12 protein-coding genes are annotated in these 14,929 nt (G+C 34.8%); 6 read left to right on the forward strand and 6 right to left on the reverse strand.

Translation table 11 applies throughout. The features are described 5' to 3' along the window. Positions 1–6 precede the first annotated feature (6 nt). The 3 genes from EYD45_RS11250 (at position 7) to EYD45_RS11260 (ending at position 4,012) form a co-directional block, all read left to right on the forward strand. Entirely contained in the window at positions 7–1,581 is a 1,575-nt protein-coding gene (locus EYD45_RS11250) for a peptide MFS transporter (RefSeq protein WP_130964649.1), read from the forward strand. Between the two features lie 13 nt (positions 1,582–1,594). Next, entirely contained in the window at positions 1,595–3,376 is a 1,782-nt protein-coding gene (locus EYD45_RS11255) for a peptide MFS transporter (protein WP_130964650.1), read from the forward strand. Between the two features lie 87 nt (positions 3,377–3,463). Beyond that, positions 3,464–4,012 carry a thioredoxin family protein gene (locus EYD45_RS11260; RefSeq protein WP_130964651.1) on the forward strand — a complete coding sequence of 183 codons (549 nt, stop codon included), beginning with the start codon at positions 3,464–3,466 and terminating at the stop codon, positions 4,010–4,012. 5 nt (positions 4,013–4,017) lie between these two features. Here EYD45_RS11260 and EYD45_RS11265 read toward each other — a convergent pair whose 3' ends face one another. The 5 genes from EYD45_RS11265 to surE are packed head-to-tail and all read right to left on the reverse strand — an operon-like array spanning position 4,018 to position 8,808. Then, positions 4,018–6,057, reverse strand: a complete 2,040-nt coding sequence (locus EYD45_RS11265; protein WP_130964652.1) for a ComEC/Rec2 family competence protein — start codon at positions 6,055–6,057, stop codon at positions 4,018–4,020. Between the two features lie 22 nt (positions 6,058–6,079). Next, the gene (locus EYD45_RS11270; protein WP_130964653.1) at positions 6,080–6,619 is read right to left on the reverse strand and encodes a C40 family peptidase; all 540 of its coding nucleotides are present in this window, start codon (positions 6,617–6,619) and stop codon (positions 6,080–6,082) included. Positions 6,620–6,624: 5 nt separating this feature from the next. Continuing rightward, complete coding sequence (lpxB, locus tag EYD45_RS11275) at positions 6,625–7,737, reverse strand: lipid-A-disaccharide synthase (protein ID WP_130964654.1); 1,113 nt, start codon at positions 7,735–7,737, stop codon at positions 6,625–6,627. Positions 7,738–7,748: 11 nt separating this feature from the next. After that, positions 7,749–8,030 carry a hypothetical protein gene (locus EYD45_RS11280; RefSeq protein ID WP_130964655.1) on the reverse strand — a complete coding sequence of 94 codons (282 nt, stop codon included), beginning with the start codon at positions 8,028–8,030 and terminating at the stop codon, positions 7,749–7,751. A 7-nt stretch (positions 8,031–8,037) separates the two neighbouring features. After that, positions 8,038–8,808 (reverse strand): 5'/3'-nucleotidase SurE, encoded by a 771-nt coding sequence (gene surE / locus EYD45_RS11285; protein WP_130964656.1) that lies wholly within the window; start codon positions 8,806–8,808, stop codon positions 8,038–8,040. 175 nt (positions 8,809–8,983) lie between these two features. On the opposite strand from surE, the gene EYD45_RS11290 reads away from it, so the two are divergent. The 3 genes from EYD45_RS11290 (at position 8,984) to dnaG (ending at position 14,275) form a co-directional block, all read left to right on the forward strand. Then, positions 8,984–11,119: a carboxy terminal-processing peptidase gene (locus EYD45_RS11290; RefSeq protein ID WP_130964717.1), complete on the forward strand. Its 2,136-nt coding sequence runs from the start codon at positions 8,984–8,986 to the stop codon at positions 11,117–11,119. A gap of 7 nt (positions 11,120–11,126) precedes the next feature. Next, positions 11,127–12,221 carry an ABC transporter permease gene (locus EYD45_RS11295; protein ID WP_130964657.1) on the forward strand — a complete coding sequence of 365 codons (1,095 nt, stop codon included), beginning with the start codon at positions 11,127–11,129 and terminating at the stop codon, positions 12,219–12,221. 95 nt (positions 12,222–12,316) lie between these two features. Next, positions 12,317–14,275, forward strand: coding sequence for a DNA primase (gene dnaG, locus EYD45_RS11300; RefSeq protein WP_130964658.1), 1,959 nt, complete (start codon positions 12,317–12,319; stop codon positions 14,273–14,275). Here the strand turns inward: dnaG and EYD45_RS11305 are convergent. Beyond that, positions 14,270–14,896 (reverse strand): response regulator, encoded by a 627-nt coding sequence (locus EYD45_RS11305; protein ID WP_130964659.1) that lies wholly within the window; start codon positions 14,894–14,896, stop codon positions 14,270–14,272. The two genes, dnaG and EYD45_RS11305, sit on opposite strands and share 6 nt — an antisense overlap. Positions 14,897–14,929 lie beyond the last annotated feature (33 nt).

A 14,929-nucleotide genomic window follows, 5' to 3' on the forward strand; every position in this document is an offset into this window, starting at 1 on the left:
TAATTTATGGCAACATCAACATTAAAGCCACACCAAAGAGAACTATTTGGACAACCTATTGGGCTATATATTTTATTCCTAACGGAAATGTGGGAGCGTTTTTCATACTATGGCATGAGGGCGCTTTTAGTTTTATATATGACAACATCTACTCTTGGCGATGATGCTAGAGGAGCTGGTTTAGGCTGGACAAGTAAGGAAGCTTTAGCGCTTTACGGCTGGTATACCATGCTTGTGTATGTAATGTCTATTCCTGGAGGAATGATTGCAGATAAACTCATTGGCCAGAAAAAAGCGGTACTATGGGGAGCTATAGTGTTGTGTTTAGGGCACGGCGTTCTAGTACTTACTGATATTTGGGCGTTTTACACAGGTTTAGGTCTCGTTATTTTAGGTGTTGGCTTGTTGAAACCCAATATCTCTACTATGGTTGGAGGTTTATACAAAGAAGGAGATATCAGGCGAGATAAAGGGTTTAGTATCTTTTATATAGGTATTAACTTGGGGTCTTTATTGGCGACAATGATTGTTGGTTTAGTTGTTGCTGAATGGGGTTGGCATGCTGGTTTTGGTCTTGCTGGAATTGTAATGGTTTTAGGTTTGATAAATTATATCGCGGGACAGAAATATCTAACACAAGTTGGTAATTATGAACCACCTAAAGCAGATGACGCAGACGAGGTTTCCTATGGCAAATTGTATTCAAAATTGTTTAGCTCTCCAAAGCAACTATCAATTGCTGGGGTATTATTAGCAGCATCGTTGGTAGGATGGTATTTTATGGACTGGGGATATGGATTGTTATTCGTTTTTCTTACTGCTATTGCAGCGTTGTTAATGATGATTTATAAAGAATTAGAGACTCAAGTCTACAAAGATCGTTTCCTAGTACTATTATTATCATTTATAATGGTTATAATCTTTTGGGGTGCTTTTGAACAAGCTGGAGGTTTGATGAATTTATATACAGAAAGTAACACTGACAGAAACTTTTTTGGATTGTTTGAGATACCGACAGTGATGTTTCAAAGTTTAAATGCAGGTTTTATAATAATGTTTGCAACATTAGTTGCCAGCATTTGGGCAAAACGCAAGTTAAAAGGAAAAGAGGCATCATCATTATTTAAAATGGCTTTAGGTATTATTATTATGGGCTTTGGTTTCTTGTTTATGGTATTTGCTGCCATGGAATTTCAGAAATCCGGAACGTCAAGCATGATTTGGTTAGTGTTAGCCTATTTGTTTCATACCATCGGTGAGCTATGTATATCTCCAGTTGCGCTGTCTTTTATTACTAAGCTCGCTCCAATAAAATATGCGTCTCTAATGATGGGTGTTTATTTTGCTTCAACAGGCTTAGGAAATAAAGTGGCTGGTATCGTTGGTGAGTCGGCTTCAGATTATGGAGAGTATGCTGTATTTCTTGGTATTCTGATCTTTACTGTAATTATTGGAGGCTTGTTTATTCTTCTTTTAAAACCACTTAAGCGATTAACGCATGGTGCTGAAGATAATGAGCGCATGATGCACAATGACGAAACAGAAGGTTTTGAGCTAGCTGATCCAGAAATCAACGATTAAAAACATACCAATAATGAGTACAGATATTGAAAATCTTTTTAAAGACAAAGTAATTGGCCATCCAGCTGGACTCTTTGTACTGTTCTTTACCGAAATGTGGGAGCGTTTCTCGTTTTACGGAATGCGTATTTTACTAGTACTATTTTTAACGGCACCATTTGCAAGTGATAACCCAGGTTGGGACTGGCCACGTGAGCATGCTTTATCGCTTATAGGAACTTACGCTTCTTTACTGTACTTAACTCCAATTATTGGAGGTTGGATAGCAGACAAAATTACTGGCTACCGAATGGCAGTGGTTATTGGTTGTGTAATAATGACTCTAGGGCATGCAGCTATGGCGTTAGAAACCACATTTTCCTTTTATTTAGGTTTGGCATTACTAGTAATAGGTACTGGTTTTTTTAAGCCCAATATCACATCTGTTATTTCTGAAATGTATAAAGGAAAAGAATCTAAAAAAGATGGGGCTTACACTATATTTTATATGGGTGTTAACGCAGGTGCATTTTTTGGGATGATGCTTTGTGGGTATCTGGCTGAAAATTTTGGATGGTCTTGGGGGTTTGGTTTAGCAGGTATTTTTATGTTTTTAGGAATGCTTCAATTTTGGTTGGCTGGTTCTCTTTTTGGAAGTATTGGAGCCAAACCGTCTAAAGTATACGAGGTGGAGTTGCCTCAAAATATAAATGAAGAAAGTCCTGAAGAACAAGAAGTAGCAACGGATATCAAGCTAAATCCCTTTACGCTTTTTGATAAAATCTTAATTGCCTTATCTACTATAGGAGGTTTGCTGTATTTGTTTAACGATCCGTTAGAAAAAATTAAAGATATAAACCTTTTGCCTTTTGAAGTTGCGGGCTTAAGCGGAACTAACTTTATTGTACTACTTGCACTAGTGCTATTTTTATTATTGCTTGTTACAAGGATTGCGAGATACTTGCCAGTGGTTAGGGATAGGATTATTGCTGTTTCTATTTTTGGTTTGTTTACTGTGTTTTTCTTTGCGTTTTTTGAGCAATCATTAGGTTCAATGACATTATTTGCGAGAGACTATACAAATAGAGAATTAATTGGCTCTTCAGCAACTATTTTTAAAATTGTAGATGCACTTTTAACAACAGTACCTTTAATAATTATAACCTGGGTACTATTTTTATTATTCAAAAAAACATACACAAGGATAGGTTTATCTAACATTATTTTAGCATTAGCTTTCGTGGGTATTTGGGGCTTGGTAATGTATAGATTGTATGATAAGTTTATCAATCCTACTCTAGAGATCGATGCCACTTGGTTTGGAATCTTAAATTCATTTTTCATTATTAGTTTAGCACCATTATTTTCTAAATGGTGGGAAAGCAAGTATAACCCAAGTGCGGCTATGAAATATGGACTTGGGTTGATATTATTAGGATTAGGATTTGCTATTCTTTCCTACGGAGCATCAGATATTCCATCAGGAGCAAAAACGGCTTCCGTGAGTATTATATTTTTAATTCTAGCCTATTTGTTTCATACCATGGGAGAATTGTGCCTCTCTCCAGTTGGTCTATCTTATTTAAGTAAGCTAGTGCCACCCAGAATGATTGGGTTTATGTTTGGCGTTTGGTATTTGGCAATTGCGGTTGGTCAGAAAGCTGCGGGTACTATGGGAGGAATGATTGATAAGATTTCGGAACAATATTCTTTAGGAACATTTTTCTTGATATTTACTTTAATTCCAATAGGTGTTGGACTTTTATCAATTGTTTTAAATCCTGTTCTTAAAAAACTAATGCACGGTGTACGTTAATCGAAAAAAGCGTTAAAAAATATTCAAAAAGCACCCATTTAGGTGCTTTTTTTGTAAGTTCGGCACATCATTTGCAACAAATCGAGTATGAAAAATTTAGTTTTAATAATAGCAGTTGCGCTCCTTACTTCCGTTTCGGGAATAGCGCAGGAGATAAACTGGGTATCGCTAGAAGAGGCGATTAAACTTCAGAAAAAGACTCCGAAAAAAATCATGATGGATGTGTACACCGTATGGTGCGGTCCATGTAAAATGTTGGATAAAAATACGTTTCACAATGCCGATGTCGTAGAATATGTAAACGAAAACTACTATGCAGTAAAATTCAATGGAGAAGGCAATGAAGTAGTAAAGTACAAAGATAAAAGCTTTTCTAACCCCAACTACAACGAAGCCAAGGCAAAAACTAGAAATAGTGCTCATGACTTTGCCAGATACTTGCAAGTAAATGCGTATCCTACTATTGTGTTTTTTGATGAAAAAGCAGATGTCATTGCGCCAATACGCGGTTATCAACAACCGAAGCAACTGGAATTATATCTAAAGTTGTTTAAAAGTGATGATTATAAAAAAATAAAATCTCAAGAAGATTTTAATGAATATTACAAAGCTTTTAAAGCCGAATTCGAAGGATAAATAACTTAGTAATCAATAACAAATGCTCCCTTTTTGCTAGTTTGGTGGAAAGGGATGTTTTGTTTTTGGCATATGCGTTCCCAACGTTCAACATATGATTTGTAATTGCTGCCGTCTGCAATTACGATTTCAGGTTTTAAGGTACTTATCAGGCGTTCTAAGTTTAATTTTGGCGATTGCCTCAACAACACATAATCAGGTTGTAACTTGATGGTATTGTAGGCACCCAAACTATCTACAACCAAAACTTTTTTTGAATTCAGGATATAAAATGAGGGAATGGTGTCAAAAACAGAATGGGCAATATGTTTTTTAACTTTAAAATCCCGTACAATTTTATATTTTGATGAAGCAATACTATCAACATCATGAGTTACGGTAATTTGGTTGTTAAACACCTGTCCTATAATGCTATTCCTGCTTTTATGAAATACTATGAATTGGTTATTGGGCTTTGTGTATTTGTTATAAATAAAAGCACTTTGCACTAAAACAATAGCAATTAAGGCATATTTTAAGTTTGAATAATTGTTCCTGAAAAACCATCTAAAACTTGTAATTATAAGTCCATAAAACACTAAAACATACAGGAAATTAAAAGGAATGTTTTTAAACAAAAATGCTTCCTGATGTGATACCCAACCCACAAAACTGTTCATAAGGCTTATGGTGGTGCCAAAGATTGATGCTAATAGTTGAGGTAGCACATTTAAAACGGCCATTAAAATAACTAAGAGTCCTAGCCCTAAAACCACACCTAAAAATGGAATAATGACCAAATTAGAAATGAAGAACAACGCGGGAAACTGATGGAAATAATATAGGCTTATCGGAATGATGCCAAACTGAGCTGCAATGGTAATGGTAAGCGTATGCCAATATTTGTCTAAAACCCAATTTTTTGGTTGCCAAAGTTTATATAAAAGGGGATCGATTGTAACTATTGCAAAAACAGCCATGTAACTTAGTTGAAACCCAACATCGAATAAAAATAAAGGTTTAAAAAGTAAAATGAAAAGTATGGAAATAGTAAGTGTGTTGTAAATATTTGTTGGACGGTTTAGGTTCATACCGATAGCAACGATGCTAAACATCGTAACAGCTCTTGTAACCGATGCTGATAAACCTGCAATAATGACGAAGCTCCAAAGCATTAAAACCAGTAAAATAATTTTAATTAGTTTACCGTGTTTAATCCTTTCAATAGGCTTTAAAACAAAACTTAGAATAAGAAGTATGATGCCAACATGTAATCCAGAAACGGCTAGAATATGTATAGCCCCAGCGTTGGTATAACTGGTATAAACTTCCTCGCTAATATCTTGGCGCTGTCCAAGTAAAAGGGCGTTGATAATAGCTAATTCATCCGGTTTAAAGTTGAAAGGTTTTAATTTGGAATTTACATGTGCCCTAAAGGTATTCGCCATTCCAAAAATGGTAGTTTGGCTATTGTCAAGCTTTAATAAACTGTTGGCTTCAATAAATAATTGATGATAAATGTATTTCTTTTTAAGATATGCCTTATAATTGAATTGACCTGGATTTAAAGGGTTTATCAGGTTTTTAAAGTCCGTTCTAACGATATAAGTATCATCAACCTTTAAAGGATTTAAAGTACTGTCTTTTTCAATATTCAAAAGCGATTTTCCAATAGCTTTATTTTCATCAACCTGAAGAATATCAATCACATATTTGTCGTAATAATTTCCAGGTTTTAAAACTTCTCTTATTCTGAAGTTTATGGTGTGAAGCGATGCTGTATCTTCAACAATATAATTTGAATAATGATTGGAAAAGCTTTTTTGATTGTGAAGGTTTACAGTTAGTATGCCTGCATTCAGCATACATAAATATGCAACCAAGCCAAACCAGATGTTTTTAGTAAATAGACGTTTTTGGGCTACATAAAGAAGAGCGAGAACTATTACGGAAACAATATTTAAAACGATTACAGTATAAGTTTCAATAGAGAAATGATACCCAATTAAAATACCAACTATAAAGAAAATGGTAAGCTTTATTATGGTGAAGTTGAGTAATTTCATGAGTTACAAGATAATAAAGAACTTATAAAACACGCCTTACTTCTACGAAAGCAGATTTCCAATATGCATCGTTAATGGAAGAGATAATTACGCCCTTTGAAGTTGTGGCATGAATAAAATAGATATTATTGTTCTTTATTTCTACTACCAAACCTACGTGATTAATGGCATTTCTTCGGCTTTTACCTGTCTTAAAAAAGAGCAAATCTCCTTTTAAAGTTTGCTTAAGTTTTATCTTATTGCCTTTTTTTGCCATATCCCTAGAAATTCTTGGAAGATATATTTGATGGGCTTTAAAAGATTCATGTACCAAACCAGAACAATCCATTCCTCGTTTTGTAGTGCCTCCCCATTTATAGCGTGTGCCTAAAAATTGCTTGGAATAATCTACAATTTGGGTCGAGGTAGATGTAAGCTCTGTTGTGTTTGATTTAGTTCTGGAAGCAACTTTAGCGTCTTGTGTTTCAACACGAGATTTTTTGGTAACTACCTTGGTGCGTTTTGATGATTTGCAATTGGCTAATCCTACCAACAAGAAAATATAAAGGATATATTTTTTCATAAAAATCAGGAAATCAAATCTTTATAAATCAGTTTAGCTGTTTTCTCGCTAGCACCTTTTCCGCCTAATTTTTTTTCCAATTCATAATAATTCAGATATATGTCGTGTCGTGCGTCAGCATCAAGAATTTTAGAAAGTTCAGTTTTTAATCGTTTTTTATTAAAATCACTTTGAATCAATTCGGTAACCACCTCTTTGTCCATCACTAAATTTACCAGAGAAATAAATTTCAAAGTAATAATGCGTTTTGCGATATGATATGAAATAGCGCTACCTTTATAACAAACCACTTGTGGGACTTTAAACAATGCGGTTTCTAAGGTTGCAGTACCAGAAGTGACTAAAGCAGCGTAGGACATGCTCAGTAAATCATAAGTTTTATTGGGAATAAAATGAACATTCTTGTTTTTTATAAAGGTTTGGTAGAACTCAAAATCCTGACTCGGCGCACCACCAATTACAAACTGATAATCTGGAAAATCATCAATTAAGCTTAGCATTACTGCAAGCATTTTTGTTATTTCTTGCTTTCTACTCCCTGGGAGTAAGGCAATTATCGGTTTGTTTTGGAGCTTGTATTCTGCCCTAAATTCATGTTCGTTAATTGGAGTTCTATTGGATATAGCATCAATTAAAGGATGTCCTACAAATTCAACATCATAATCATATTTTTTATAGAATGATTTTACAAATGGCAGAATAACAAACATTTTGTCAATATCACGCTTAATAACTTTTACCCTGCTTGCTCTTGATGCCCATACTTGTGGAGAAATATAATAGTTGGTTCTGTAACCTTGAGCTTTGGCCCACTTTGCAATACGTAAATTAAACCCAGAATTATCGATAAAAACAATAACATCAGGTTTAAAATTATCGATATCATTTTTACAGAAAGAGATAAGTTTGAAGATTTTTCTAAGGTTGAACAATACCTCAGTAAATCCCATAAAGGCACGTTCCTTATAATGCTTTACTAGTTTGCCTCCAGCGTCTTGCATTAAATCACCGCCCCAACATCTAATATCAGCATCACTATCTACGTTTTGCAATGCCTTGATAAGGTTGGAACCGTGTAAATCTCCTGATGCTTCTCCTGCAAGAATGTAATATTTCATTTAAAAGAGAATCAAAATAATTTAATTACAAACGTAAAAACAGCAATAAACACTGTAATGAGTAAAACGCCCCTAGCTCTATAATCTTGTCGTTTTTTAATAAAAACAAAAAAGGCTATCAGGTTTAAAACCGCTCCTAAACTAATAAGTTTTCCTAAGAAGCCTTCGGTATATGCCGCCTTTATTACAGTGGTAAAATCATCCCCATTTCCCAAAATCTGTGCTGTAATAAATAAACCTATAGCATTAGCTATTAAACCAACTAAAACGCCTATTCCAAGTTCTTTCTTCATTCCGTTTTTATAAATTCCAATTATTTAAATTTTTTATAAACCGATGTGCAGTCATATCAAACTGTACGGGTACAACAGATACATAATTGTGCTCCAATGCCCATTCATCGGTATCTTCGCCACCATCTAAATTTACAAATTTACCTGTAAGCCAATAATAATCTCTTCCCTGCGGATTCTTACGTTTATCAAACTCTTCAACCCAGTTTGCTCTAGCTTGTCGGCAAACCTTAATGCCTTTTATGTCGGCTTCTGGAATATCAGGAATATTCACATTTAGCACAACGCCCTCCTGTAAGCCATGTTGTAGTACGTTTTCAGTAATTGTTTTCACAAATGTTTTACAGGCATCAAACTTCGCACTCCATTTATAATTTAATAGTGAAAACCCAACGGCTGGTATACCTTCAATTCCCGCTTCAATGGCAGCACTCATGGTACCAGAATAAATAACATTAATTGAAGAGTTTGAGCCGTGATTAATTCCAGAAACACAAATATCAGGACGCCTATCCAGAATTTCCCTAACTGCTAATTTTACACAATCAGCTGGCGTTCCGGAACAGGTGTACTCTAAGTGGGTTTCTCCAGGAACTTCAATCTGTTCCACATATAAGGTAGAATCTACTGTGATGGCATGTCCTTTGGCACTTTGTGGGCTATCTGGTGCTACAACTACCACATCGCCAATAGGCAACATAACATCAACTAAAGTTCTAATACCTGGGGCGGTAATGCCATCGTCATTTGTGACTAAAATCAAGGGCTTTTCCAATATAAAATAGGCTTAATTTTTAAGTAGTGCTAAAATACATAATTTCTTATGTAAACGCTTGTTTTGTTTGCTTTAACAAAAAATTAGCTGCTCATCCGTTCAATGGCACGGTTTTTTCAGTAATTTAGTAAATTGATAACTAAAAGAAATAGCTATTATTTAAGATATGATGAAAATGATGAAAAAGAATTATAAGGTTCTGTTGCTAGTATTGCTTTTGGCATTCGCTTCGTGCAGTTTTACTTCAAAAACATTTGATGACACTGATAAAGATAAATTATTATTACAAGTAATCACTTATATACTGCAGAATGGGCATTTTGACCCAATCAAACTCAATGACAATTTCTCGGAAGAATTATTTAACGGCTACATTGAGCAAATAGACCCAGTAAAGCGTTATTTCTACGAATCTGATTACAAGGATTTTCAAAAGTACAAGACTGAATTGGACGATCAGTTAAAGGCCTTTGATATTACATTTTTTAATGTGGTTCATACACGTATGAAGCACCGTATTGATGAAGCTAAGGCTATCTATAAAGCAGTGTTGTCACAACCTTTTGATTATACGATAGATGAGACGTTTGATACCAACTATGACAATATAGATTTTGTAAAAAACAAAAAGGAAATGAAAGAGCGTTGGAGAAAGCAATTGAAGTTTTCAACCCTTTCAAATTACGACGATATTATGCAGCAGGAGAAACAGGCAAAGGAAAAAGATCCGTCCTACGTCATGAAGACAGATGCAGAAATCGAGAAAGAGGCAAGAGAAGCCACTCTAAAATCAATCAACATCTATTTTAATGACAATATTGACGATCTAACTCGTGAAGATTGGTTTTCAACATATGTAAATGCTATTGTAGAGGAGTTTGATCCGCACACATACTATCTTGCTCCAAAAGGTAAGGAAGATTTTGATACGCAAATGTCTGGGAAACTAGAAGGTATTGGTGCGCGATTAACAAAGCGTATGGATTACATAAAGATTGTAGAGCTTATTTCTGGTGGTCCAGCGTGGAGAAGTCAATTGCTTGAGGTAGAGGATGTGATACTGAAAGTGAAGCAGGAAGATGAAGAGGTGGGCATTGATATCGTTGGTATGCGCATTAGTGATGCGATAAAATATATTAAAGGTCCGAAAGGGACCAAGGTAACATTAACCGTTAAGAAAGTAGATGGCACTATAGAAGACGTAACTATTGTAAGAGATGTGGTGGAATTGGGAGAAACTTATGCCAAAGCTTCACTGGTTGAGAAAGATGATAAAAAGTATGGCATTATTAACCTGCCAAAGTTTTATGTAGATTTTAACGATTACAAAAACTTGAATGCAGCTATCGATGTTCGAAAAGAAATTGAACGTTTAAAAGCTGAAGGAATGGAAGGTTTAATTCTAGATTTAAGAAATAACGGTGGAGGTTCTTTACCAGCCGTTGTGGATATGGCAGGATTGTTCATAAAAGAAGGTCCGGTTGTGCAAGTACGATCTACAGGAGTTCCAAAAGAAGTACTTCGCGATAGAGATGAATCTATTGCATGGGACGGTCCTTTGGTGATTTTAGTGAATGAATTGTCGGCATCTGCTTCAGAGATTATGGCAGCTGCAATGCAGGATTATAAACGAGCTATTGTTATCGGTAGTAAACAGACTTATGGAAAGGGAACGGTACAAAACGTTTACAACTTAAACAATGCCGTTCGAAATAATACCAGTGGAGATTTAGGAGCTTTAGCCTTTACAACGCAAAAGTATTACAGAATTAATGGCGGTTCGGTACAGTTGGAGGGTGTGAAAAGTGATGTGCAAGTTCCTGGACGTTTTAGTTTTATCGAAGTAGGCGAGAAAGAAAAAGACAATCCTTTACCTTATGATGAAATAGATCCGGCCAATTATAAAATATGGGACAACTATTTTGATTATGACAATGCCATAAGTAAAAGTAAGGAACGTATGAGTAATAACAATCAGTTAAAACTTATAGAAGAGAATGCCAAATGGGTAAAAAACCAAATTGATGAAACAGAGTTTTCTTTGAACTACGAAAGCTATAAAAAACATATTGAATTAAATGAGGAAGAAGCAAAACGCTTTGATGCGATTTCCAATTATAAAACCAATTTAACCTTTTTGCCAACAAGCTTTGAAAAACAATTATTTGAAAGTGATACAACCAGCTTAAAAGAGAAAAGAGAGCGTTGGTATAAAAATTTAAGTAAGGATGTTTATGTTGAAGAAGCTGTAAATGTGCTTGAAGATTTAAAAATGGCATACAGTATTAAAAAAGTAGCTAAGGTAAAAGACTAAGCCTTTAATGGGTAACACATCAAATTCACTGAGACAATTAGCGCTCCAAAAGTTTAAAAAGAACTTTTGGGGCGTTTTCAGTTTCTATTTTATCGTGTTTGTAGGATTGGTGTCCATTTTTGCTTATGCAGTTGCTCCAGATAATTCGCAATACGCCAATCAAATGCATTTGTCCATACATTCAAAACCACCAGGATTTCAAGTAACAATGCTTACAATACCTTCTCAAGCTAAAAACAACCAAAATATGTTAAGTAAGTTGTTTTTTGGTGTTAAGAATACGGATACCGAAGTCCCTATTTCGGAATATGATATTGCAGGCAATAATTTGTCATATACTGAATATGCATCAGATGGATTAAAAGGAGTTGAAAAAGTAATACCCTTATCAAGCTTTTCAGGCTCGGATGTAAAAGATTATATAAAAGAAAAAACATTCCTTTTTGGTACTGATAAATACGGACGTGATTTGCTAAGTCGAATTTTAGTGGGTGCAAGAATTTCATTTTTTATAGGTTTTGTAGCCGTATTTATTTCCCTTGTTATAGGCGTTTTTATGGGGAGTTTAGCAGGATATTTTGGAGGAAAGGTTGATGCAATTATTATGTGGATAATTAATGTTACATGGTCTATTCCAACATTATTGCTGGTAATAGCTATAACTTTGGCTTTAGGAAAGGGATTCTGGCAAGTTTTTATTGCAGTGGGCTTAACCATGTGGGTAGAGGTGGCTAGAGTGGTTCGAGGACAAATTATTAGTACAAAAGAAATGCAATATGTAACGGCCGCAAAAGCTTTGGGCTATAATGATTATAGAATTATTACCAAGCATATTCTCCCCAATATCATGGCGCCAATTATCGTTATTTCAGCAGCGAATTTTGCTGCTGCTATTTTAATTGAAAGTGGTTTAAGTTTTTTAGGCATAGGTGCTCAACCACCTATGGCAAGTTGGGGGGCAATGATAAAAGATCATTACAATTATATCATTCTTGGAAAACCATATTTAGCCATGATACCAGGGCTCTGTATTATGGGGTTAGTAATGGCGTTTATGCTTATTGGAAATGCATTAAGAGATGCTCTAGATGTAAAAGCCTAAAATAAAAGAACTATTCCGTTTTATAGATAAGTCTTTTTCATATCAAGTCAATTTTCAAAAATTAGTACATTTACGTTTCTAATTAATTTAACGTATTGATTGCAGCACATTCCATAGATCAAGTATTTGAAACCGCTCGTGTAGAAGAGGTTATCGGAGATTTTGTGCAATTAAAAAAAGCAGGGAGTAACTATAAAGGTTTAAGTCCTTTTAGTGACGAGCGCACTCCAAGTTTCATGGTATCTCCAGTAAAGCAAATTTGGAAAGATTTCAGTACAGGAAAAGGGGGTAATGTTGTAGCTTTTTTAATGGAGCACGAACATTTTACGTACCCCGAAGCTATAAAATACCTCGCCAAAAAATACAATATCGAAATAGAGGAAACGGAGCAGAGCAATGAACAAAAAGAAGCTGCCAATGAACGGGAAAGCTTGTATCTGGTCAACGAGTATGCAAACACCTATTTTCAAAAGATATTACATAAAACCGATCAAGGGAAATCTATCGGTTTAAGCTATTTTAAAGAGCGTGGTTTTACGGAAGAAACCATCAAGAAATTCGATTTAGGCTATGCTTTAAATGAATGGCAAGCCTTTACTGACGAAGCAATAAAAAAAGGATACCAACTTGAATTTTTAGAAAAAACAGGGCTCACTATTGTAAAGGGCGAGAAACAATTCGATCGCTTTAAAGGGCGCGTCATCTTTCCCATAAAAAGTATGAGCGGTCGTGTATTGGGATTTGGAGGACGTATTTTAGTGAACGACAAAAAAGCTGCCAAATACCTTAACTCTCCAGAGAGTCTTGTTTATCACAAAAGTAAAGTGCTTTATGGTATTTATGATGCTAAACAAAGTATTGCTAAAGAAGATAATTGTTACTTGGTTGAAGGCTATACAGATGTTATCCAGTTTCATCAAACAGGAATTAGAAATGTAGTGTCCTCCTCTGGAACTGCATTAACTTCAGAACAAATTCGATTAATAAATCGTCTAACCAAAAATATCACGGTGCTTTTTGATGGGGATGCTGCTGGAATGAGAGCATCTCTGCGAGGTATCGATTTGATTTTGGAACAAGGTATGAACGTAAAGGTGTGTTCATTTCCTGAAGGTGAAGATCCTGATAGTTTTGCAAAACAAAATACACTTGAGGAACTAACATTATATCTGGAAGAAAACGCTAAGGATTTCATTCAGTTTAAGGCTTCAATTTTGTATGAGGATTCTAAAAATGATCCTATAAAAAAGGCTGAAACTATCAGGGACATTGTAAATAGTATTTCAAAAATCCCAGATACGATAAAAAAGGAGGTTTATGTTCAAGAATGTGCTCGCATTATGGACATAAGCGAGGAGGTTCTGTTTACTACCTTGGCGCAAATCAATCAAAAAGAGTTAAAGGAAGAGAACAAAAAATACCAGCAGGAGCGAAAAAGTTTTGAAGTTATTAAGCATGAACAACCTGTAAAAAAGGTTGATGTTCAATACATATTAGAGCGAAAAATAATAGAAGTGCTACTGCTATATGGTGATAGAACAGAAGATTTTGAGGATTTAGTGCTTAAAGAAACAGAGGAAGGCGAATTACTTTTGGAGCCTATTATTCAAAAGGCAAAAGTTTTCGAAAAAATTTATTTAGATCTGCAAGAAGATGAAATGGAATTTTCAAACCCGCAATTCAAACATTTATATTACACTATTATTGATAAATTAAACCAAAGTCCGGAATTTGAATTGAAGACTTTTATCAATACTGTAGATGCTGATATGGCAAATGAAATTACCAACATTCTAATGGAAGATGAGCGCTATAGTTTGAGTGATTGGCATCGTAAAAACATTTTTCCTAAGGAGAAAGGACAGAATGTGTCGCAATTGGTAGCCGAAACTATTCTAAGTTTACGTTGTTTTTTAATTGAGCAGAAGGTAGTTGAGTTTCAGCAAAAAACAATAGAGCACAAATCTGAAATAAACAAATCTGTGCTCGAAGAAGTTAAAGAGTATTCTAGTTTAAAAATGTTGTTATCTAGAAAACTTAATCGTGTGCTATAAGTCCAAAAACTTCGCTTGATTAACTAAGTCTACTAAATTATCAACTTTGAGTTTTTTCATTAAGCGCGCTTTATACGTGCTTACAGTTTTTTCGTTAATGTTTAGTTCTTTGGAAACCTCTTTGTTTTTCTTTCCGATAGCCAAAAGTTTTAAAACCTCTGTTTCTCTAGTGGATAGTTTTTTAAAGAATCTACCTTGTTTATTGTTTCTGGTTCCAAAAGCAAGTTCTTGGGTAAGCTCATTACTTAAATGAATCCCACCATTATGCACTTTCGTTACTGCTTCATTTACGGTAATTACATTTTCATTTTTTGAAATGTAACCAGCAGCACCGGCTTTGATAGAGTTAAAACCATAAACATTTTCTGGTTGTGCGCTAAACATTAATGCTTTAACATCAGGAAAATCTGCTTTTAAGTGCCTTAAAACCGTTAATCCATTTAGTTTTGGTAAATCAATTTCGGAGAGCAGTACATCAACTGGCTCCTTTTTCAGAAATTCTAAAACGGCTTCGCCGTTGTCAACACTTCCAACAATTTTAATGTCAGAAGAAGCGGAAAATAAATGCTCAAGTCCTTTTCTGATAATAGGATGAGGGTCCGCTATCAATAATTTAATCATATTTTAGGGTTTTATGAACTATGATGGTTTTTT

The organism is Hyunsoonleella flava (assembly GCF_004310325.1).
GTDB classification, from domain to species: domain Bacteria; phylum Bacteroidota; class Bacteroidia; order Flavobacteriales; family Flavobacteriaceae; genus Jejuia; species Jejuia flava.